The sequence below is a fragment of the Magnetospirillum aberrantis SpK genome, assembly GCF_011022235.1.
Taxonomy (GTDB): Bacteria; Pseudomonadota; Alphaproteobacteria; order Rhodospirillales; family Magnetospirillaceae; genus Magnetospirillum; species Magnetospirillum aberrantis.
Genome location: NZ_JAAIYP010000004.1, coordinates 107,824 through 129,858, shown reverse-complemented (window position 1 = coordinate 129,858; position 22,035 = coordinate 107,824). Strand labels below are relative to the sequence as shown.

The window sequence follows — 22,035 nt, the reverse complement described above, 5'->3', positions numbered from 1 at the left end:
ATGTCCGCCTTCGGCAGAGGGGCCTAACCAAATCCCGATGAGTTCCTCTCATCGGGATTTGGCATTAGTTCCGGTCGCCGGGTCCCACCAGCGACGGTCCGCCGGGGCCGGGGCGGTTCTGGGTGCCCAGCGCCCGGTCGGCTTCCCAGATGCGCTGCATGTCGCGTGCGGCGCGCGGGTCGCTTTTGGCTCTCAGGTCGATAGCGTCCAGACGGCGCTCGCCCTCGCGCCGTTCGGCCGGGGTCAGGATGGTTTGCTGGGCGCGCCAGGACTGGCGTTCCAAGGTGGTGTCGGCGGTGGTGCCGGTCGCTTCCTGGGCCAGGGCGGGTTCCTGGATCAGGACGGGTCCGGCCAGCACCAGCATCGCCAGGGCAAGTATTCGCATAGCGTCGCCTCCGGGGCTGGTTCCAGCATACGCTCCGGCTCAGCGCCGCGCCATGGCCTCGAACTGTCGGCTCCATTCGCTGCGAAGGCGGTTTTCCAGCTTGGGCCAGGTGGCGGGCGGCGTGGTTCCGGCACTGCGTCCGCCCATGCCGGAAAGCCCCTGGGCGCAGATCCAGTCGGGAGAGACGGTATGGGCCAGCAAATCGGGCCTCGCCATGGCGCGTTGTCCGGCGGCGGCGAATTCGGCGCGCCGTGCCTCGCCATAACGCAACACGGAATTGGCCTGACGGGCCAGACGCGACACGGCGCGTTCGGCGGTGTCGTCGACGCAGCGGCCGGCGTCGTAACGGCCGCGTACCTGGGCCACCACATACCATTCCAGTGCCCGGTCTGGATCGCGGGGCAGCAGGCGCCGTGCCAGGTCGAACAGGTAGCCGGCCGACAAGGCGTTGGCGTGGCGGGTTTCCCAAGCGACGACGCGGTCGTCGTCCGCCGATTGGGCGACCGCTCCGAACAGGTCGGCCTGGGCCAGCCAGTCGCCGGGCGGCGGTTCGGGAAGGTCGAGATCGGCCGCGAGCACAGGCGCGGCCAGCAGGGCCAGGATGGCCGCCGGCAACCAAGTCTTCACCGCAATCCTCCGTGTGTTCAACTGCCCAACAGGTGCAGCACCACGCGGCGGTCGTGGGGACGGGCGCGGTGCTCGAACACATAGAGCCCCTGCCAGGTACCCAGCGCCATTACTCCGGTCAAGACGGGGATGGAAACTTGCACCGAGGTCAGGGCGGCGCGGATATGCGCCGGCATGTCGTCGGGGCCTTCCATGGTGTGGCGGTAAAGCGTGGGGTCCTCGCGCACGATCCGGCGGAAAAAGTCATTCAGGTCGGCCAGCACGTCGGGATCGGCGTTCTCCTGGACGGTCAGGCTGGCCGAGGTGTGCTGGATGAACGCGGTCAACAGGCCGTCGGCGATGCCCGACCGGCGGACGAAGTCCGCCACCTCGCGGGTGATGTCGGTCAGTCCCTGGCCGTGCGTGCGCACCGAAAGCGTGGTGCGCGCCTGACGCAGGCTCATTTTTCCTCCAGGAAGTCCTGGACGGCGCGGAACAGGCGATAGCGGTTCTTTTCGAACAACACGGTATGGGTGGCCTCGCCCAGCAGCACATAGCGCCGGTCGGGGGCGCCGGTCAGCCCGGCGAACACCGACAAACCCTGGTCCGGCGGGTTCTCGGCGTCCCATTCGCCCTGGATGACCATGGTCGGCGCCGAAACGCGGTCGGGGTGCCAATAGGGTTTGCCCGCGCCCCAACTCGCCAGCCAGTCGGCAACCGCACCGGTCGGCACCTTGAGGACGGGGGGCGTCTGGCGGGCGCCTTCGGGGTCGGTTTCCTTGAGCGCCGCCAGGAACATGTCCACGGTGCTGCGCGACACCAGTTCGCCGCGTTCGCTGCCGGGCACGTCGCGGGTCCAGCGTTTGCGGATGGATTCCAGAGGCACCTCGCGCCACGCCCCCAGCTTGGGCGCGTCGTCGGCCGGTTTGCCCTCCGACAGCCATTGCGGCGCGTACAGCACCAGCCGGTCGACACGGCCCGGATATTTGGCGGCATAGGACCCGGCCAGGGTGGCGCCCCACGACCAGCCGACCAGCACCACCCGCTCGACGTTTCTGCGCGATACGATGAAGTCCACCGTCTTGGCGATATCGTCGAGCGCGGCTTCGCCGTCCACCTGGGGCGGGGCGGAATCGGCGGCCTGGGCCATGGCCGGCGGGCGCGTCGATTTGCCGTAGCCGCGCAGGTCGAGCGCGTAGACGTCGTAGCCGCGCTTGGCCATCCAGTCCATCCAACTGGCGTCATCCACCGGCAAGTCGAAGGTGACCGAGCCGGGGAAGGTGGCGCCATGGAGGAACAGCACGGTCTTGCCCGGCTTGGCGTCGTAATATTCGGCCGGATGCTTGTTGCGCAGGTAAAGGTCGATGCCGTCGGCCTTGGCCGACAGGGTGAACTCTTCGACCGCGACCGAACCGAGGCGGCGGGCCGGTTGCGCGGCCTGTCCGGGCGGGCCGTTCTGGGCGCCGTTCTGGGCACCGCCACAGGCGGCGACACTTGCCGTCAGCACCAAAGCGGCCACACGCACGAAACCGGCCAGCGACATACCGTTATCTCCCCGATGGGTCAATCATGTCCAGACGAGGCAGGATGGGCGAGCGGGGGAAGGCTGTCAAATACGCTCAGGTGATGAATTGTGACTGTATGGCGCGGGGTCGGCGGCGCCGGCTTCGGCGAAGCCCTTCAGCCGCAACAGGCAGGCGTCGCAATGGCCGCAGGCGTGGCCCGCCGGGTCCGGGTCGTAGCACGACGAGGTCAGGCCGTAATCCACCCCCAGCCGCAGGCCGGTGCGGATGATGTCGGCCTTGCCCAGGCGCATCAGCGGCGCGTGGATGGTCAGCCGGTGTCCCTCGACCCCGGCCTTGGTCGCCAGGTTGGCCATGCGTTCGAAAGCGGCGATGTATTCCGGCCGGCAATCGGGATAGCCGGAATAATCCACCGCGTTGACGCCGACGAAGATGTCGGCGGACCCCATTACCTCGGCGAAGGCCAGGGCGAAGGACAGCATGATGGTGTTGCGGGCTGGAACATAGGTGACGGGGATTTCCGCCCCCATGGCCGCCTCGTCGCGGTCCTTGGGCACGGCGATGTCGGCGGTCAGCGCCGAACCGCCAAAGGCCCGCAGGTCGATATCGCAGATTTCATGGCGGATCACCCCGGCGCGGGCCGCCACCTTGCGGGCGCAGTCCAGTTCCGCCAGATGGCGCTGGCCATAGCGGAACGACAGCGCGGCGCAGGTGAAGCCGGCCTGTTGGGCCATGGCCAGGGTGGTGGCGGAATCCAGGCCGCCCGACAACAGGACGATGGCGGTCTTGGCGGCCATGGTTCCCCCGTCAGAGCGAGAAGTGCGACGCGACGAAGGCGTCGATTTCCGCCTCGCTCCAGCCCTTTGCGGCAAGGTCGGCGCGCACGGCGGCCACATCCACGTTGGGCCAGGTGTGGCAGGACTCGACGGTATGCTTGTCGGCGTCCATGATACGGAAATCATAGGGCCGCTGTTCCGACTGGAACACGTCGTAATAAAGCACCTGATCCACCTGATTGTCGGGCAGGAAGGTCAGGATGCGCGGCTTGAGGGCATAAAGCTCCTCGGGACCCTTGACATAGTCGGCCGAGGCGATGATCACCTCGTCGCCGGTCTGGCAGGTGCGGGCGGCGGCGCCGTTCAGGATGCAGCAGCGCGAGCCGGGCTTGCCGAAGATGACGTAGGTCGAGATGCGGGCGCCGGAATTCTTGTTCCAGATTTCGACGAATTCCATGGGATAGATCCCGGCGAGCGCGCATTGCTCGGGGTCCAGGGTGATGGAACCGTGGTAATTGAGGTCGGCGCTGGTGACGCGGATGCCGTGCAGCTTGGCGCGGATGACCTTCATCATGATGGGCGTGTCCGGGCATTGGGGCGGTTGGGGGTGGGACATAGACCCAACGGCGGTTGAAAGCAAGGATGAAACATGGACGATGTCGGGCGCGACGGGGTTGAAGGACGAGGTGCTGCCAGCGAAAGGCTGGCCCGCGGTGCCCAACGCTTCCTGGCCAATCTGGGTGCGGCGGCGGTCGCCGAGTTCCGGTTGCCGTCGGGACGCCGGCTCGATCTGATGGCCCTGTTGCCCGATGGCACACTGTGGGGAATCGAGGTCAAGTCGGGGGTCGCGGACTTGGCCGCCGACCGCAAATGGCCGGAATACCTGGACTGGGTGGACGCGCTTTATTTCTGTGTCGATCCGGCCTTTCCCCTGGCCCTGCTGCCCGAACAGGCGGGGGTGATGGTGGCCGATTCCTTTGACGCCCAGGTCATGCGCGACGCCCCCGAACGCCGGCTCAGCGCCGGGCGGCGCAAGTCCATGACCTTGCGTTTCGGATTGGTGGCCGGGCGCCGGCTCCAGGGGCGGGACGACCCGGCCTGACCCCCTTTTCCGCGCCGCACAAAAACGGTAATGTTCGTGCACCATGAGTGAAGGCCCCTTGTTCACCTATCGCGACCGCCTGAAAAGTGGCGAGATCCGTCCCGACCCCGCCCAGGAACTGGCGGTCGAAAAGCTGCAAAGCCTGTCCAAGGCCATTCGCGGCTATCGCCCGGCCAGCGGCCAGGGCGGCTGGCTGGCCCGCTTCGGCATCGGCGGCAAGCCGGCGCGGCCGGCGTTGCAATGGGTGCCGGGCGATTGCGTCGACTGCGCGCCGAAACAGGGGCTTTACATTTTCGGCGAGGTCGGGCGCGGCAAGTCCATGCTGATGGATCTGTTCTTCGAGAACACCGCCGTCGCCGGCAAGCGCCGCGTCCATTTCCATGAATTCATGCGCGACGTGCACGCCGCCATCCATGTCTGGCGCCAGGCCGGGGCCAAGGGCGACGACCCCATTCCGACCCTGGTGCGCGATCTTGCCGCCAACGCCTGGCTTTTGTGCCTGGACGAGCTACAGGTCACCGACATCGCCGACGCCATGATCGTCGGCCGCCTGTTCCAGGGTTTGCTGGATGCCGGGGTGGTGGTGGTCATCACCTCGAACCGCGCGCCCAAGGAATTGTACAAGGACGGCCTGCAACGCGACCGTTTCGTGCCGTTCATCGGCCTGATCGAACAGCGGCTGGATTTGTTGCAGTTGGACAGCGAGCGCGATTACCGGCTGGGACGCAAGAAGGGGCTTCAGGTCTACCACGCGCCGCTGGGCGCGGAATCCGAAGCCAAGCTGGATGCTGCCTTCGCCCGCCTGACCGAGGGCGCGGTGCCGCGTCCCGACGAGCTTTCGGTCAACGGCCGCAAGGTGGCGGTGCCGGTGGCCGCCGCCGGTGTCGCCCGCTTCAGCTTCGAGCAATTGTGCGGCGCCGCGTTGGGGGCCAGCGATTACCTGGAACTGGCGACGCTTTACCACACCTTGATTTTGTCGGGCATTCCGACGCTGTCGCCCGACAACAAGGACAAGGCGCGGCGCTTCGTCACCCTGGTGGACGCGCTTTATGAACACAAGGTGACGCTGATCTGTTCCGCCGCGTCGCCGCCCGAGACGCTGTATCCCAGCGGCATCGGCGCCTTCGAGTTCCAGCGCACGGTGTCGCGGCTGATGGAGATGCAGGCGGAAGACTACATCATCCGCCAGCATCTGACCTGAGCTACAGGAACTTCAGCACCGCCACGCCGGCCACCATCAGCACCACCAGCGCGGTGGTGACCAGCTTCAGCCGGCGTTCCACGAACACGCGGATGGGCGGGCCGAACCGCCACAGCAGGACGGCGACCAGAAAGAAACGCATGCCGCGGGCGATGAAGCTGGCGAAGGAGAAATGCGCCAGGTCGAAATGGAAGGCGCCGGCGGCGATGGTGATCAGCTTGTAGGGGATGGGGGTGGCGCCTTTGACGATGATCACCCACACGCCGTATTCGTCCACCAGCGGCTTGAAAGCGTCGAACTTCTCGGTCAGGTGCAGGGCGGCCAGGATGGCGGCGCCGATGCTGTCCATGAAGTAATAGCCGATGGCGTAGCCGAGATAGCCCCCCACCACCGACGACAGCGTGCAGACCATGGCCAGCCGGAACCAGCGTGTCGGGGCCGCCAGCACCATGGGGATCAGCATCAGGTCGGGCGGAATGGGAAAGACCGAGCTTTCGATGAAGGAGATGAAGGCCAGCCACCACACGGCGTGCCGGTGGGCGGCCTTTTCCATCATCCAGTCATAGGTCTTTTGCAGCATCGCCACGATCCTTGGTCTGAAGAGACCGCCAGGGTTTAACAGGCGCGCTTGCCGGCGACAACGGCGAAACGTCGCGCCCGGCCCTTGCCTTTCGGACGGACGGGGGGCACTCTCGCGCCAAGGCGTGGGCGCGCCCTGCCGTCGGAGAGGGAGCATGCGTGAAGACCTGGGTAAGCTGTTGGTATCCACCGCCATGGTTTGGGCGGTGGCGTCCACGGCGTGGGCTCAGGACGAAACCGTCGCCGCCGCTGCCGCCGATTACGTGGTGATGAGTCCGGCGCTGGGTGCCGCCATCCTGGGCGCCGCCGTGGCCTTTCCCTTCGTTACCGCCGTCGCGCTGTGGCAGCGCTGGCGTCTGATGCGCGCCGCCGCCCGGCTGCGTGCCGCCGAGGACGCGGCGACCCGCTTCGGGGAATGTCTGTCCACCAGCCCCGAGGGGTTTTTCTGCTGGCCCGAGGGTGGTCCGGGGGCGCCGTGGTGTTCGCGCCGGCTGGCGGTGCTGCTGGCTCTGCCGCGTGGTGTCGAATCGTCGTTCGATGACGTGCTGGCGGCCTTCGCCACCGACGACGCCCGCGTTCTCGAGACGGCGGTTCGGATTCTGCGGAACGAGGGCGACGGTTTCGAGCACGACCTGCGCCTGGGCGAAGGGGGGCGGCGGGTCCGCGTCGTGGGCATGCGCGCCGCCACCCCCGAGGGCGAGGCGCTGGCGGACATGATCTGGCTGCAAGACGTCTCGGAAAGCGCCGGGACGGTCGAAGACCTGGCCCGTTCGCTTCAGGCGTTGGCCTCCGATACCGCGTTTCTTCGGGCGATGATCGACGCCTTGCCCATGCCGGTCTGGCTGCGCGACGAGGATTTGTCGCTGATGACCGTCAACCGTGCCTACGCGGCGGCGGTCGATGCCGCCAGCCCCGAGGCGGTGGTGGCCGGGCAGGTGGAACTGGCTCCCGACAATCTGGTGCGCGAGGCCCGCGCCCTGGCGGCCCGTGCCCGCGCCGCCGGCGAATCGCGCTCGGAACAGTTCCATCTGGTGCTGTCGGGCGAACGGCTGCTGGCGTCGGTCATCGAGGTGCCGCTGTCGGTGGGCGAGACCCGCCTGACCGCCGGTTTCGCCCAGGACCGTACCCGTGTCGAGGAACTGCAATCGGAACTGGCCCATCACGTCGCCGCCCATGGCGAAGTGCTGGAACGTCTGTCCACCGCCATCGCCATCTATTCCACCGACACCCGGCTGACCTTCTTCAACACCGCCTTCGTGCGGCTGTGGCGGCTGGACCGCGACTGGCTGGCCTCGGCGCCGACCTATGGCGGCGTGCTCGACGCCCTGCGCGAACGCCGACTGTTGCCGGAAACCGCCGATTATCGCGCCGCCAAGGAAGAGGAGTTGAGGCGCTTCGTCTCGCTGATCGAACCGGTCGAGACCTTGCTGCACCTGCCCGACGGCCGCACCTTGCGCCGGCTGGTCAGTCCGCATCCCTATGGCGGGCTGATCTACACCTACGAGGACGTCACCGATACCTTGGCCCTTGAGCGTTCCTACCACACCGCCCAGGCGGTTCAGCGCGAGACGCTGGACCACCTGCACGAGGGCATCGCGGTGTTCGGCGGCGACGGCCGGCTCAAGCTCACCAATCCGGCGTTCGGCCGTATCTGGAAACTGGAAGCCGACGAATTGTCCGGCGAGCCCCACCTGCACGAGGTGGTGGAGCGGCTGCGCCCGCTGTTCGAGGGGCGGCCCGACCGGGCGTCGGCGTGGCCGGCGGCGCACGAACAGTTGATGGCCTTGGTCAATCGCCGGACCCCGCAGGAAGGGCGGTTGGAACGTCAGGACGGTTCCATCCTCGACTGCACCGCCGTTCCCTTGCCCGATGGCGCCATGCTGCTGACCTTCCTGGACGTCACCGACAGCGCCCGCGTCGAACGCGCGCTGATCGAACGCAACGAGGCCCTGGCCGCCGCCGACACCTTGAAAAGCGAGTTCATCGCCAACGTCTCGGCCGAGGTGTCCAAACCCCTGACCTCGGTGATCGGTTTCGCCGAAATGCTGTCGGCGGAATATTTCGGCAAGCTCAACAAACGCCAGCACGACTATCTGCGCGGCATCTCGGATGCCGGCCATGCCTTGGAACGGCTGGTGTCGGACATCCTGGACCTTGCCGCCATCGAAGCCGGCCAGATGACCCTGGAACTGGACGCGGTTGACGTCCACCCCATGCTGTCTTCGGTATTGTCGCTGGTACGCGAACGGGTGCGGGAGAAGAAACTGCAACTGGATTTCACCTGTCCGCTGGACGTCGGCTGGATCGTCGCCGACCAGCGCCGTCTGAAACAGGTGATGTTCAACCTGATCGGCAACGCGGTGAAGTTCACGCCGCCGGGCGGCGCCATCACCGTCGGCGCCGAGCGTCAGGATGGCGAGTTGCGGCTGGTGGTCGCCGATACCGGGCCGGGCATTCCGCCCGCCGATCAGGCGCGGGTGTTCGAAAGCTTCGTGCGCACGGTGCACAACAGCGGCGCCGGTCTGGGGTTGTCGCTGGTGCGCCGTTTCGTCGAACTGCACGGCGGAAAGGTCGAACTGAAGTCGGAAGCCGGCCAGGGGACGACCATCGTGGTGCGTCTGCCGACCGGCACCGGGCGGGACGGTCAGGCGCAGTAACGCTCGACCTCGTCCAGCAGGCGGCGGATCGAGATGGGTTTGGTGATGACCTGATCGAACCCTTCCCGAAGGAAGCTTTGCACCGAATCGGGATCGGCGAAGGCGGTCACCGCCACCACCGGCACGGTGCTGGTCCGGTCGTCGGCCTTGAGCAGCTTCAACAGGTCGATGCCGGAATGGCGCGGCAACTGGATGTCCATCAAGACCAGCGCGGCGCTGGCGCCGGCGGTCAGGTCGACCAGCCCTTCGCCGTCGAAGGACTTCACCGTGTCGTACCCGGCGATGGTCAACGCCTGTTCCAGCAGTTTCATGTTCATCGCGTTGTCTTCGACGATGACGACGGTCCCGCTCATGGCTCCGCTCCCCGTTGGTCGGTCTCGTCGCCGACCTGTCCACCGTTGTAGGTGGATTCTTGGTAGTTCCTGGCAAAGACGCTGAAATCGGCCACCGGCAGCGGCCGGCCGATCATGTATCCCTGGATCTCGTCGCAACCGTGTCGGGCCAGAAGCGCGGCCTGGGCCTTGGTCTCGACGCCTTCGGCGATGGTCTTCATGGACAGCGAATGGGCCAGCGAGATGATGGCGTTGGCGATGGCGCGGCCGTCCTCGTCATGGTCCAGGTCGCGCACGAAGGCGCGGTCGATCTTGACCGTGTTGACCGGGAACCGCTTGAGATAAGCCAGGGACGAATAGCCGGTGCCGAAATCATCGATGGACAGCGTCACCCCCAGCGCCGCCAATTCACGCAGCAGCTTGAGCGTGCCTTCGCCATCGGCCATCAGCATGCTCTCGGTCAGTTCCAGGTCAAGGCGGCGGGCGTCGATGCCGCTTTCGGCGATGGCGGCGGCCACCGTCTCGGCCAGATCGGCGTCACGGAACTGGCGCCCCGAGATGTTGACGCCGATGCGCAAGGGCATCAGGCCCTGGTCGGTCCAGGTGCGCATCTGGCGACAGGCGGTTTCCAGCACCCAGCGCCCCATGGGCACGATCAGGCCGGTTTCCTCGGCCACCGGAATGAACTTGTCGGGGGCGATCACCCCCAGTTCGGGATGACGCCAGCGGATCAGCGCCTCGGCGCCGACCAGGCGATAATCCTTGAGCCGCACCTGCGGCTGGTAGAACAGTTCGAAATGGCCGTCGCGCAGCGCGTCCTTGAGCGAACGTTCCAGCGTCAGACGCTCGGACACCGCGAACGACATGGCGGCGTCGAAGAAGCCCACATGGTTGTCGGGCTGGCGCTTGACCTGATGCAGCGCCATCTCGGCGTTGCGCAACAGCTCCAACGCCTCGTCGCCGTCGCGCGGGAACACCGAGATGCCGAAATCGGCGGCCAGCGTCAGTTCGGTGTCGTGGACGTGGAACGGATGGACCAGGGTCTCGCACACCTGTTCCACCGCCCGGCTGACGCTGGAAAGGTCGCGCAGGTTGGGCAGCACCACGGCGAATTCGTCGCCGGCCAGACGGGCGGCGGTGCCGCCGCTGGCCGCCGCCGCCTGTCCCAGACGGCGCGCGGTTTCGCGCAGCAGCGCGTTGCCGACGTCGCGGCCCAGCGAATCGTTGACGGTGGTGAACCCTTCAAGATCGACGGTGACACAGGCCACATGCTGCCCGCCGGCCCGCGCCAGGGCCACCGCCTGACCCAACCGTTCGGTCAACAGCGTGCGGTTGGGCAGGTCCGTCAGCGAATCGTGGTTGGCCAGATAGGCGACGCGCTGGGCCAGTTGCTTGTTTTCGGTCAGGTCGCGGATGGTGCCGGTGAACAGCCGCCGCTTGTCGAGCCGCAATTCCGACACCGACAGGTGGACGGGGAACAGGCTGCCGTCCTTGCGCTTGGCCATCACCTCGCGGCCCATGCCGATGACGCCGCCGCCGGCCCCTTCGATGTAGTGGCGAACGTAGTCCTGGTGATGGCTGGCGTCGGGTTCGGGCATCAGCAGCGCCACCGGCGCGCCGATCAGTTCGGACAGCGAATAGCCGAAGATGCGCTCCACCGACAGGTTGGCCGAGACGATGACGCCTTCGTCGTCGATGGTGACGATGCCGTCCAGCACGGTGTCCATGATGGCGCGGATGCGGTGTTCGCGCGCCGCCACCGCCCGCATGGCGGCCGTGACCTCGGTGGTGTCGCGTCCGACCAGAAGGGTGGCCAGCCGGTTGTCGCGACGCAGCGGCACCGCGTTCAGTTCGACATCGCGCAGGCGTCCGGCGAAGGTGACGATCTTGACCGGAACCGGGTGGTCTTCCTCGTACAAGGCCTCAAGGCCGGCGTCGAACAGGGCACGGTAGTCGGCGTGGACGAAGTCCACGAACGACTTGCCCTCGCACGCGGCGGCCGACGGCGCACGCAGCATGCCAAGGCCGGCGGCGTTGATGCGTTCGATGACGCCGTCGACGCACACGCAGATCAGGTCGGGCGACAGCTCGACCAGATCGCGGTACGAGGCCTGATCCTTCAACAGCGCCGATTCCAGCATGGACACGTCGGTGATGCGGTCCAGCATCTTGAGGATCTGGCTGCCGGAATTGAGGATGCTTTCGGCATAATCGCGATAGCCGCCGGGAACGAGGGCCCCCAGCATCTCGGTCGAGATCATCTCGGCGAAGCCGATGACGTCGTTCAGCGGCGTGCGGATGTCGCGGCTCATGCGCGCCATGAACTCGGTCTTGGAACGGTTGGCCAGTTCGGCGTCTTCCTTGGCCTCGGCCAGTTTCTCGGCGGCGGCGCGCTCGGCGGTGATGTCGCGCGAATAGAAGGCGCAGCGCCGTTCGCCGGCTTCTCCCACCGCCAGGATGCGGCTGGCGAACCAGCGTGCGCCCTCGGAATCCTCGAACTCGACGGTGCGGCCGGTCTCCAGCGCCTGATCGAAATAGGCGCGGCGGTTGGCCGCCAGTCCCCTGGGCAACAGGGCGAACAGGTTTTCGCCCTCCAGTTCCTCGGTGCGGTGGCCCAGTTGCTCGGCGGCCTGGACGTTCAGGGTGATGATGCGGCCGTCGGCGTCCAGCAACATGGCGACGTCGTGGCTGGCATCCAGCAACGCCTGGGTGGTGTGGTGCGACAGCTCCAGTTGCACCTGGGCCTGCTGGCGCTCGATGGCGTGCCGGATGACGCGCGGCAGCAGCTCCAGTCCGGCCAGCGACTTGACCACGTAATCCTGGGCGCCGGCGCGGATGGCGTCCTGGGCCACCCGTTCGTCGTCCAACCCGGTCAGCACCACCAAGGCGATGTCCGGGGATTGCGCCTTCATGCGGATGACCGATTCCAGCCCCGAGGCATCGGGCAGGCCCAGATCGGCAAGGATGCATTCGTAAGGGGTGCCGGCGGCCAGACGCAGGCCATCGGCAAGCGTGCCGCACAAATCGGCTTTCCACGGCACCTGCGCCTCGGCGAGTTTGATCGCGATGAGGCGCTGGTCGCCGGGATTATCCTCGATGACAAGCAGTCGTTTGGACGGTTGGCCGACACTCATGATGAAGGAAGATGCAGTATTGTTGCGGCCTTGTAAACGAAAGGTCGTGCTCTGGCGAACGATGGCGGCAGGGTTGTATCAGATCAGCAAGCCCACGGTGGCGGCGGTCAGGCAGGTGGCGATGGTGCCGGCCGCCATGGCCCGCCAGCCCAGCGCGACGATGTCGCCGCGCCGGTCGGGCGCCATGGCCGAAAGTCCGGCGATCATGATGCCCAGCGACCCGAAATTGGCGAAGCCGCACAATCCGTAGCTCATGATCAGGCGCGAGCGTTCGGACAGCGCGCCCGGCGGCAGGTTGGACAGCTCGAGATAGGCCAGCAATTCGTTGAGCACGGTCTTGGTGCCCATCAGCGCGCCGGCGGTGGCCATCTCGTCGGCCGGAATGCCCATCAGCCACGCCACAGGGGACATGATCACCCCCATCATGCGTTGCAGCGTCAGCTTGGCCCCAGCCACGTCGGGCAGCAGCGACAGGCCGGCGTTGACCAGATGCACCAGCGCCACCAGCACGACCAGCATGGCGATGATGGCGCCCAGAAGGTGCAGCCCGTCCATGGTGCCGCGCACCACCGCGTCCATGCTGCCGGAATAGGTGGTGTGGTCCAGCTTGCCGGCGTCGGTGCGGGAATCGTCGGGCACCATGATGCGCGCCACCATCACCGCCGCCGGCACGCTGACCAGGGTCGCGGTCAAAAGGTGGCCCACCGCGTCGGGAATGGTGCCCGACAGGAAGGTGGCGTAAAGCACCAGGACGGTGCCGGCGATGGTCGCCATGCCGCCGGTCATCATCACGAACAGTTCGCCCCGTTGCAGGCGGGACAGATAGGGGCGGATCAGCAACGGGCTTTCGATCATGCCCAGGAAAGGCATGGCGGCGGCGGCCATGCCCACCGCGCCGCCCAGCCGGAAACCCTTTTCCAGCAACAGGGCGAAGCCGCGCACCACCAGGGGCAGGATGCGCCAATGGTACAAAAGCGCCGACAGCGCGCTCATGATCAGCACCAGCGGCAACGCCTGGAAGGCCAGCACGAAGCCCTTGGACGGGTCGGACAGGGCGAAGGGCGCGGGGCCGCCGCCCACATAGCCGAACACGAAGGAGGTGCCGGCCAGCGTCGCCGCCTGCAACACGTCCACCGCGTGGTTGAGCGCCATGAACAGCGGGCGCACCATGGGCACCTTGAGCAGCAGCGTGGCGATCAGGAACTGGGCGCCCAGGCCGGCGACGACGGTGCGCCACGACACGCGCGAACGGGCCTCGGACAATGCCAGCGCGATGGCGAGCAAGCCGGCCACGCCAGCGATACCGTGCAGGATTTGGGTCACGGCCGCGGCTGCTTGGCCAGCCATTCGTTGACGGTGGGGACCATGGCCTTGCAGGTCAGCGAGAAGGACGCCATCAGCTTGTCCTTCTCCTGGCTCATGTGCAAAAGGTTGTCCACCACCTTGCGCAGGATGTCCTTGGCGAAGTTGGGATGCCCCAGCACCAGCGGCAGACGGTTGCCGAAGGCCATGCGCAGGGACGTCACCAGCACCTCGCTCTTGTCGATGTTGAGGCGCTGGATCTCGGCCAGGCTTTCCGACGAGATGAAGGACAAGACGTCGCCGTAAACCCGCGCCACCGGCTTGTCCAGCGAGGCGACCACGTTGAAGAAGTCCTTTTCGCGGGCGAAGAACGCCCAGGCGGCGTCGCCCAGCATCTTGCGGTAGAATTCGTACATGTCGCGGTTCCACACCGCGACGCCGGCGATGGCCTGGGGCCGGTTGACCAGGATGTCGGTGAAGTCGGGTCCGGCGGCGGCCTTGACCTTCTTCAGGGTGGCGGGGTCGAACTTGCCCACCGTGGCGATCGCTTCGGGCGTCGCCAGCGCCAGGACGTCGTCGCCGATCTCGATGATCTGCTGATAGGTCAGGTGTTCGCGATAGGCGGAAAGCAGCGGCAATTGCCACGCGAAGGCCAGATAGCGGTAAAGCTCGCGCAGCTTGCGTTCCTCGACCGGGTCGTTGCCGACGCGGGTGACCTCGACCTGTTCGGTCTTCTTGATCAGGCCGAACAGCGCCTTCTTGGTCACCGTCTCGGTGACCGTGTGCGCGCTCTTGTCGGCTTCGAACACCTTTTTCGCGCAAGTGCGGATCAGCAATTGCTGAACCTGATGCAGCGAGACGTTGCACACCAGCATCTGGTCGTCGTCGCGCACCGGCTGGCCGTCCTTGGCCTTGACGATGTCGTCGCACAGCGGCCGGTTGGCGGTGAACTGGCCGATGAAATCCTCAAGCACGTCGGGGTGCGAGATCAGGTCCTGATAGGTCAGCCCCTCGTCGGCCAAGCCATTCTTTTGCAGGCAGGCAAGTACCTTCTTCAGGCCGTCGATGATGGCCTTCTTGGTGTCGTTGTCGATGTCCACCGGCGGCGGAAGCGTAGGAACGGCCATGACCCCAGGGCCCCCAAGGGCAATTCACGGAAGCTATTGGTTTACCTGTTCACTTCCGGCGAGGCAACCTCCCTGTCCCGTTCCAGCAACACCCAGGTCAACTCGTGCTTGTTATGGTGGAGATGGAAGACGCGTGATCCCGGAATGGCGGCAAAGGACTGCAAGGCGGCGAAATCGGTTTCGCCCTGGAACTTGATGGTGCACAGGAAGTTGCGGACCAACCCGCTGGCCCGCCAGCGGTTGACCAATCCCAGCAGCCGCTCGGGATAGCAGATGATGTCGGAAAACAGCCAGTCCACCGGCCCGACGCTTTGCGGATCCAGTCCGAAGGCGCTTTCCTTGCGGGCCGTGATGCCGGGCATGGCGGCGATGCGGGGATCCAGCGGTGCCTTGTCGACGCTGATCACCTTGGCCCCCAGCGAGGCGATCACCCAGCTCCAGCCGCCGGGACAGGCGCCCAGGTCCAGGCACAGCTCGCCGGGGCCGGGGGCGGTGCCCAGCCGGGTGAAGGCGTCCCACAGTTTCAGATAGGCGCGGTTGGGCGGCGTCGTCTTGTCCTCGACGAAGGCGCATTCGCCGTTGGGAAACGGACTGTCGCAACGCGCCGCCGCCAACAGGGTATTCTCGTCGGTCAGGGTGAACGAGCCCAGCGGCGCGGTGGGCGCCGGCGTGCCGAACGCCAGGGGCTTGGCCGACACCTTGGGCAGCTTGTCCACCATCAGCGTGGTGCGGCGGTGCAGGATGGGGGCATAGGGCCACCAGTTGCGCTGGATCGCCCGCAACGCCCTGGCGCCCTCGCCGATCGAGGCGATGGGGATGCGCACCACGTCGTGCCAGACGTTGGCGACCCAGGCGACAGGCCGGGCCGGCCCCTCGGCCAGCAACAGCCGGCCGTGTTCCTCGACCACGGTGTCGCCCAGTTCGGTGCGCAAATCGTCCTCGAACCCCTCGGCGGCAAGATAGCCGGTCAGGCCGGTGGGAATCGGAGCGGGCGGCGGCGGAATATCGGTCATGGCGCGGGGTGCCGAGGCCAGTGTTCCAGCCGCTCCAGCCAGCAATGGAAGCTCGGACAGGCGGAGCGAATGGCGGGAAGACCTATTTCCAATGCCGCAATGGTGCCCATGAGTGGTTTTTCGTATCCAGGGACAAGGCGTTCAACTCGTTTTGACGGGGCCGTTTCTGGAGAATCGTTGATTTCTTCGGGGGAAGAGAAAAGGTCGCGAATTTCCTGGAACGCCTTGGCCATCGAGTCTTGTCCGATTCCACGGGCGAAGGCTTCGCAATCGCTGAACAATAGGGCCTCGAACTCGTGCATGATCACGAATGGGATAAACCGGCGTGTAACGGCAAAGTCCGCCAGCCCCTCCAAATCGGCCATGATGGCTTTCTCCATGACGGCGGCTTTTTCGGCGAAAGGCCGTCCGCGGGCCTCTAATCGTCCTGGCCATGCCCGCCCTTCCCCGACAGGCAAACCATAATAATCTACCATGGTTGTGGCCAGACACCCCTTGTCTTCGGACAAATGCCGCAGGATGTCGGTCCGTGCGGACGTCCAGGGGCGGATGCCGCCTCGGTGGGAACGCAACCGGGTGTTGCCCAGCAACCTTGCATCCACACGCTGGTATCCGTAGGCGAAGAGGTGCGGGCGCAAGACCTCTCTGACGAATGTCTCCTCGGTCTCGCCCTCCACATGAATGAGCAAACGAGTCACGATCTCAATCTCCGCCGGGGCGGCCGCCGAGTTCGCCCTTTTCCCACAATTGGCCCAGGCTGTAGTCATTCAGCCATTCGGCCAAACGGTCGGCGTCGAGGCGAGTGAAGGTGGTCCCGGAATCGCCTTGGCTGGCGACCAAGACGTCCTCGGGCGGGAACTGGTCCAGCAACAATGGTGATTGGGTGGACAGGATGACTTGGGTTTTCACCGACGCCTGTCGCACCAGGGATGCCAAAAGCGTGATGGCGTAAGGATGCAGGCCCAATTCAGGCTCATCGACCAGGATGACCGACGGACGAAGCATTTCCGGCTGAAGCAAGAGCGTCGCCAAGGCGATGAAACGCAAGGTGCCGTCCGACAGGGCCGCCGCGTCGAAATAGGCGTCGGAGCGTTTATGCTTCCATTCGAGACGGATTGAATCGGGCTTCAGGGCGACCGGCTCCAAAATGAAGTCGTCGAAGAAGGGCGCGACCTGCTGAACCGATCTGCGGACAAGGCCATAGGCGGCCGGGAATTGAGCCTTGAGCCGAAACAGGAAGGCGGCCAGATTCGAGGCGTCTGGGCGCAAGAAGCGATTGTCGCCGATATCGCACGTCTTTTTCATCGGCGATGACGTGCTGGTATCGTGGAAATGATAGACGCGCCAACGTTCCAAATGGTTTGCCACGTATCGGGATATTCCGTGTTGAGCGGGGGCACTGATTCCGGCTTCCTTGCCGATGCGCCGGATGCCTTCGCCTAACGGGCCTTTGGGGAAGCGGCTTTTGTTCCAGAAGTAACCCCATTCTTCCGATGGAACGAGTTCGTCCGCAGATGTCGGAACTAATGTGATTTCGTATTGGTTGACCCAATCCGCGAATGCGATTTTGATGAGGACGCGATCTGTATTTTTTGATCCAAAATAAAGAATTCGTTCTGCCCCATTCGCTTTCAGAACATAATCCTGTAATCGCCCTTCGCGAATGGCGTGTAAGAATGCGAAGGCGCCGATGAAGTTGGACTTGCCGGCACCGTTCGGCCCGATCACCACGTTGATCGGGCGCAATTGGAGCTTCTCGACCGAGGCGATGCTCTTGAATCCTTTTATGGTGATGGATTCAAGCGCGGGCATGCCAATCTCCAAAACGTTCCGGTGGATGAATAGATAATCTGGATCATGCCGTAAGTCACTCCCCGCCGAATTCCTCGGTGTCGGCTTGGGCGTCGGCTTCGCCCTTGCGGCGGTGCATGGTCAGGCCGACCTCGTCCAGGAAGATCTGTTCCTTGCGGTCGGCTTCTTCGCGTTCGCGTTTCTCGCGGTTGGCCTGGGTGACCTCATAGGTCTTGAGTTCGCGGAACGCCTCGGCCAGCTCCTCGCGGGCCTTTTCGATCTCGGCGCGCACGGCGGCCAGGGCCTGATGCATCAGGTCGCGCTTTTTCATCCACGCCTGATGATAGGCGCCATAGGCGAAGCCGACACCGGTGGAATCCTCGGCCGCCAGTTGTTGCTCGCGCCTCAGTTGTTCCTCGCCCTTGCGGATCTCCTCGATCACGTGCTCCTCGCGCGCCTGAAGCTGGGTCAGCACGCGGCGCTTTTCGTCCACGTTGAACTTGGACAGGCGGATCAGGGTCTTCAGGCCCTTGGCCGGCTTGGCCATGTCTTAAAGGCCCCTTGGGCGCGGGGTCATTCCTGGCGCCCCATGCCGTCGCCATCGAACGGCATCTTCAGGATCTGGGCCAGAGCGGCATAGCAATCGTGCAGCGAGGTGGCGTCCTTTTTGCCCTGGGTCAGGAACTGTTCGATCATCGGATAGTAATGGATGGCTTCGTCCACCGCCGGGTCGGTGCCGCGGCGATAGGCGCCCAGGCGGATCAGCTCGGCCATGTCCTCGTAGGTGGCGAGCAGGCGCCGGGCGCGGCGGATCAGGTCGTTTTCCTGGGCGTTGTTGCAGCCGGGCATGGTTCGCGACACGCTGCGCAGGATGTTGACCGCCGGATAGCGGCCGCGGTCGGCGATGGCGCGGTCCAGCACGATGTGGCCGTCCAGGATGCCGCGCACCGCGTCGGAAATGGGTTCGTTGTGGTCGTCGCCGTCCACCAGCACGGTGAACAGCCCGGTGATGGAGCCCTGGCCGACGCCGGGGCCGGCGCGTTCCAGAAGGCGCGGCAATTCGGCGAACACGGTGGGGGTATAGCCCTTGGACGCCGGCGGCTCGCCCGCCGACAGGCTGATTTCGCGCTGGGCCATGGCGAAGCGGGTGACCGAATCCATCATGCACAGCACGTCAAGCCCGAGATCGCGGAAATATTCCGCCACCGACAGCGTCAGATACGCCGCCTGGCGGCGCATCAGCGGGCTTTCGTCCGAGGTCGAGCAGATCACCACCGACCGCTTCATGCCCTCTTCGCCCAGATCGTCCTCGATGAATTCGCGCGCCTCGCGGCCGCGTTCGCCGACCAGCCCGATGATCGAGACGTCGCACGAGGTGTTCTTGGCCATCATCGACAGGATCGACGACTTGCCGACACCCGAGCCGGCGAAGATGCCCATGCGCTGACCCCGGCACATGGTCAGGAACGAGTTGACCGCGCGCACGCCCAGATCGACCTTGCCGGCGACCCGCTGGCGCGACGCGGCTGGCGGCGGCCGGTTGCGAATGGGATAGGCGGTGTCGCCCAGGCCCAACGGCCCCAATCCGTCCACCGGCTGGGCGAAGGCGTTGATGGTGCGGCCCAGCCACGAACGCTCGGGATAGACCACGGGTTCGGAATCCTGGACCTCGGTACGGCAGCCAAGGCCGACGCCGTTGACATCGACGAACGGCATCAGCAACGCCCGGCCGTTGCGGAAGCCCACCGCCTCGCACGGGACGCGGCGGCCGTCGCGGGCCACCACGTGGCAGCGGTCGCCCACCGAAATCTGGCGCTGTACGCCGCCGGCCTCGATCAGCATGCCCTGGACGGCGGCGACGCGGCCGTAGACGCTGACGTCGGTCAGGCGTTCGATGTCGTTGATCAGATTGCGGGCCAGGAACTTCACGGCGGAAAAACACCCTTGTCCCAGAGAGGCTTATCTGGCGGCAGCTTGCAGTGGCCCCGATAGCCCCTTATGGTTAACATATTCTGAAGGGGTTAAAAACGGGGACAGTCCCATGCGAGTGCTGGTGGTCGAGGACGACCGGATGATGGCCCAGGTCATCGAGACCATGCTCAAGGCCGAAGGCATGGTGGTCGACACCACCGCGCTGGGCGAGGACGGGCTCGAGATCGGCAAGCTCTACGATTACGACATCATCCTGCTGGACCTGATGCTGCCCGACATGGATGGCTACGAGGTGCTGCGCCGCCTGCGCGCGGCGCGGGTCGAGACGCCGGTGCTGATCCTGTCGGGGCTGACCGAACCGGACAAGAAGATCAAGGGCCTGGGCTTCGGTGCCGACGACTACCTGACCAAGCCGTTCGACCGGGGCGAACTGGTGGCCCGCATCCAGGCCATCGTGCGCCGTTCCAAGGGCCATGCCCAGTCGGTGATCCGTACCGGCAAGCTGTCGGTCAACCTGGACACCCGCACGGTCGAGGCCGGAAGCGAGCCGCTGCACCTGACCGGCAAGGAATACGGCATCCTGGAACTGCTGTCCTTGCGCAAGGGGCAGACCCTGACCAAGGAACAGTTCCTCAACCATCTTTACGGCGGCATCGACGAACCCGAGCTGAAAATCATCGACGTGTTCATCTGTAAGCTGCGGAAAAAGCTGGCCACCGCCACCGGCGGCGACAATTACATCGAGACGGTGTGGGGGCGCGGCTATGTGCTGCGCGATCCCGACGGCGGCGAGAAGGGTGAAGGCCGGCGCCAAATCGAAGCTTGACGCTGGCCGGCGCTTGAGGGTTTGCTAGCCTTAGATTCGTTCTCGAAAAACCCCATGCAGCCAGGGTCTTGACATGTCCGCACCCGCCAAGCCCAGTGGCGAAGCCGTCACCTCGAAACGCCAACTGGTGGAATATCTGGAAAGCGGGTGCAAGCCGGCCGAGCGCTGGCGCATCGGCACCGAGCACGAGAAATTCGCCTATACCCAGGACGATCTGCGCCCGCTGGAATACCTGGGCGAACGCGGCGTGCGCGCCATGCTCGAGGGCTTGCGCCAGTTCGGCTGGCAACCGGTGTTCGAAGGCGACAACCTGATCGCCCTGGTGGACGACCAGGGCGCCTCGGTGACGCTGGAACCGGGCGGGCAGTTGGAATTGTCGGGGGCGCCGCTCGACAGCATCCACCAGACCTGCTGCGAGACCTACGAACACCTGAAGCAGGTCAAGCAGGTGGCGGCACGTCTGGGGATCGGTTTCCTGGGTATGGGGTTCCAGCCGAAATGGAGCCGGGCCGAGACGCCGTGGATGCCGAAGGGCCGCTATCGCATCATGCGGGAGTACATGCCCAAGCGCGGGTCCAAGGGGCTCGACATGATGCTGCGCACCTGCACGGTCCAGGTGAACCTGGATTTCGCCTCGGAAGCCGACATGGTGAAGAAGTTCCGGGCGTCGCTGGCGTTGCAGCCGGTGGCCACCGCGCTGTTCGCCTGTTCGCCGTTCGTCGAGGGCAAGCCTTCGGGATTGCTGTCCACCCGTTCCGACGTGTGGACCGACACCGATCCCGACCGCTGCGGCATGCTGCCCTTCGTGTTCGAGGACGGCATGGGGTTCGAGCGGTATGTGGAGTACATGCTCGACGTGCCCATGTACTTCGTCTATCGCGACGGCCGGTACATCGACGCCTCGGGTCAGTCGTTCCGCGATTTCATGGCCGGCACGCTGCCGGCCCTGCCCGGCGAGGTGCCGACCCTGGGCGATTGGGGCGACCATCTGACCACCGCTTTCCCCGAGGTGCGGCTCAAGAAATACCTGGAGATGCGCGGCGCCGACGGCGGACCGTGGCGGCGGCTGTGCGCGTTGCCGGCGTTCTGGGTCGGGTTGCTGTACGACGACGCGGCGTTGGATGCCGCCTGGGATGTGGCCAAGGGCTGGAGCATCGAGGAGCGCGAACGTCTGCGCGCCGAGGTGCCGCGTCTGGGGCTTCGCGCCCAGGTGGGCGGGCGGTCGCTTCAGGACGTGGCCCGCGAGGTTCTGGCGCTGTCGGCCGAGGGGCTGAAGCGTCGGCGTCGGCTCAACGATTCGGGACGCGACGAATCCATCTTCCTCGACACCCTTTCGGCCATCGCCGAATCCGGGCGCACCCCGGCCGAGGAGATGCTGGAAGCCTTCGCCGACCGGTGGCAGGGCAGCGTCGATCCCATCTTCAAAGAATATGCCTATTAGGAGTTCCGGCATGCCCGAGTGCAAGTCCCTCGCCGAGGTGCGCGAGAACATCGACCGTCTGGACCGCAGGATCGTGCCGCTTCTGGCCGAGCGGGCGGGCTATGTGGAACAGGCGGCGGGCTTCAAGGCGACCAAGGCGGCGGTGGTCGATCCCGCCCGCATCGAGGAAATTATCTTGAAGGTGCGGCACATGGCCGTCGAGGAGGGGATGGAGCCCGATCTGGTCGAGCACATCTACCGTTCGATGATCGAGGCGTTCATCGTGTTCGAGGCCAAGGTCTATCGGAAGATCAAGCCCGAGGGCTGAC

22 protein-coding genes are annotated in these 22,035 nt (G+C 65.6%); 6 read left to right on the top strand and 16 right to left on the bottom strand.

Annotated features, from left to right (window positions below):
• Nucleotides 1-64: 64 nt before the first annotated feature.
• The 6 genes from G4223_RS01100 to panD form a co-directional block, all read right to left on the bottom strand.
• The gene (locus tag G4223_RS01100) at nt 65-385 is read right to left on the bottom strand and encodes a hypothetical protein (RefSeq protein ID WP_163673894.1); all 321 of its coding nucleotides are present in this window, start codon (nt 383-385) and stop codon (nt 65-67) included.
• A gap of 39 nt (nt 386-424) precedes the next feature.
• Complete coding sequence (locus G4223_RS01095) at nt 425-1,012, bottom strand: hypothetical protein (RefSeq protein WP_163673892.1); 588 nt, start codon at nt 1,010-1,012, stop codon at nt 425-427.
• 17 nt (nt 1,013-1,029) lie between these two features.
• Nucleotides 1,030-1,455, bottom strand: a complete 426-nt coding sequence (locus tag G4223_RS01090) for a secondary thiamine-phosphate synthase enzyme YjbQ (protein ID WP_163673890.1) — start codon at nt 1,453-1,455, stop codon at nt 1,030-1,032.
• Nucleotides 1,452-2,534, bottom strand: coding sequence for an alpha/beta hydrolase (locus G4223_RS01085; protein WP_163673888.1), 1,083 nt, complete (start codon nt 2,532-2,534; stop codon nt 1,452-1,454). The genes G4223_RS01090 and G4223_RS01085 overlap by 4 nt, the downstream gene beginning before the upstream one ends.
• Before the next feature lie 66 nt (nt 2,535-2,600).
• Entirely contained in the window at nt 2,601-3,311 is a 711-nt protein-coding gene (gene queC / locus G4223_RS01080; RefSeq protein ID WP_163673886.1) for a 7-cyano-7-deazaguanine synthase QueC, read from the bottom strand.
• Nucleotides 3,312-3,321: 10 nt separating this feature from the next.
• Nucleotides 3,322-3,864 carry an aspartate 1-decarboxylase gene (gene panD / locus G4223_RS01075; protein ID WP_163673884.1) on the bottom strand — a complete coding sequence of 181 codons (543 nt, stop codon included), beginning with the start codon at nt 3,862-3,864 and terminating at the stop codon, nt 3,322-3,324.
• A 75-nt stretch (nt 3,865-3,939) separates the two neighbouring features.
• Between panD and G4223_RS01070 the strand changes: the two genes are divergently transcribed.
• Complete coding sequence (locus tag G4223_RS01070; protein WP_163673882.1) at nt 3,940-4,392, top strand: MmcB family DNA repair protein; 453 nt, start codon at nt 3,940-3,942, stop codon at nt 4,390-4,392.
• Between the two features lie 43 nt (nt 4,393-4,435).
• Nucleotides 4,436-5,593 carry a cell division protein ZapE gene (gene zapE / locus G4223_RS01065; RefSeq protein ID WP_163673880.1) on the top strand — a complete coding sequence of 386 codons (1,158 nt, stop codon included), beginning with the start codon at nt 4,436-4,438 and terminating at the stop codon, nt 5,591-5,593.
• Between the two features lies 1 nt (nt 5,594).
• On the opposite strand, the gene G4223_RS01060 is transcribed toward zapE, so the two are convergent.
• A complete protein-coding gene (locus G4223_RS01060; protein WP_163673878.1) occupies nt 5,595-6,173 on the bottom strand; it encodes a YqaA family protein in 579 nt (192 codons plus the stop codon).
• Nucleotides 6,174-6,327: 154 nt separating this feature from the next.
• Between G4223_RS01060 and G4223_RS01055 the strand changes: the two genes are divergently transcribed.
• Entirely contained in the window at nt 6,328-8,829 is a 2,502-nt protein-coding gene (locus G4223_RS01055; RefSeq protein WP_241003885.1) for a PAS domain-containing sensor histidine kinase, read from the top strand.
• Here the strand turns inward: G4223_RS01055 and G4223_RS01050 are convergent.
• From G4223_RS01050 to fliI, 9 genes are all read right to left on the bottom strand, one after another.
• Nucleotides 8,817-9,182, bottom strand: coding sequence for a response regulator (locus tag G4223_RS01050; RefSeq protein ID WP_163673875.1), 366 nt, complete (start codon nt 9,180-9,182; stop codon nt 8,817-8,819). The two genes, G4223_RS01055 and G4223_RS01050, sit on opposite strands and share 13 nt — an antisense overlap.
• The gene (locus tag G4223_RS01045; protein WP_163673873.1) at nt 9,179-12,295 is read right to left on the bottom strand and encodes an EAL domain-containing protein; all 3,117 of its coding nucleotides are present in this window, start codon (nt 12,293-12,295) and stop codon (nt 9,179-9,181) included. The genes G4223_RS01050 and G4223_RS01045 overlap by 4 nt, the downstream gene beginning before the upstream one ends.
• A 78-nt stretch (nt 12,296-12,373) precedes the next feature.
• Nucleotides 12,374-13,618 (bottom strand): NupC/NupG family nucleoside CNT transporter, encoded by a 1,245-nt coding sequence (locus G4223_RS01040; protein WP_338086789.1) that lies wholly within the window; start codon nt 13,616-13,618, stop codon nt 12,374-12,376.
• Complete coding sequence (locus G4223_RS01035) at nt 13,615-14,724, bottom strand: hypothetical protein (RefSeq protein ID WP_163673869.1); 1,110 nt, start codon at nt 14,722-14,724, stop codon at nt 13,615-13,617. The genes G4223_RS01040 and G4223_RS01035 overlap by 4 nt, the downstream gene beginning before the upstream one ends.
• A gap of 41 nt (nt 14,725-14,765) precedes the next feature.
• Nucleotides 14,766-15,737 carry an SAM-dependent methyltransferase gene (locus tag G4223_RS01030; RefSeq protein WP_163673868.1) on the bottom strand — a complete coding sequence of 324 codons (972 nt, stop codon included), beginning with the start codon at nt 15,735-15,737 and terminating at the stop codon, nt 14,766-14,768.
• Entirely contained in the window at nt 15,734-16,435 is a 702-nt protein-coding gene (locus G4223_RS01025) for a DUF4276 family protein (protein ID WP_163673866.1), read from the bottom strand. Before G4223_RS01025 ends, G4223_RS01030 begins: the two co-directional genes overlap by 4 nt.
• A 4-nt stretch (nt 16,436-16,439) precedes the next feature.
• Entirely contained in the window at nt 16,440-17,549 is a 1,110-nt protein-coding gene (locus tag G4223_RS01020) for an AAA family ATPase (RefSeq protein WP_163673864.1), read from the bottom strand.
• 55 nt (nt 17,550-17,604) lie between these two features.
• Nucleotides 17,605-18,075: a flagellar export protein FliJ gene (locus G4223_RS01015; protein WP_163673862.1), complete on the bottom strand. Its 471-nt coding sequence runs from the start codon at nt 18,073-18,075 to the stop codon at nt 17,605-17,607.
• A 26-nt stretch (nt 18,076-18,101) separates the two neighbouring features.
• Nucleotides 18,102-19,457 (bottom strand): flagellar protein export ATPase FliI, encoded by a 1,356-nt coding sequence (gene fliI, locus G4223_RS01010; RefSeq protein WP_163673860.1) that lies wholly within the window; start codon nt 19,455-19,457, stop codon nt 18,102-18,104.
• Between the two features lie 112 nt (nt 19,458-19,569).
• Here fliI and ctrA point away from each other — a divergent pair, with 112 nt between their 5' ends.
• From ctrA to G4223_RS00995, 3 genes are all read left to right on the top strand, one after another.
• Nucleotides 19,570-20,286, top strand: coding sequence for a response regulator transcription factor CtrA (ctrA, locus tag G4223_RS01005; protein ID WP_163673858.1), 717 nt, complete (start codon nt 19,570-19,572; stop codon nt 20,284-20,286).
• Between the two features lie 73 nt (nt 20,287-20,359).
• Complete coding sequence (locus tag G4223_RS01000; protein ID WP_163673856.1) at nt 20,360-21,727, top strand: glutamate--cysteine ligase; 1,368 nt, start codon at nt 20,360-20,362, stop codon at nt 21,725-21,727.
• Between the two features lie 10 nt (nt 21,728-21,737).
• A complete protein-coding gene (locus G4223_RS00995; protein WP_163673854.1) occupies nt 21,738-22,034 on the top strand; it encodes a chorismate mutase in 297 nt (98 codons plus the stop codon).
• Nucleotide 22,035: the final 1 nt, after the last annotated feature.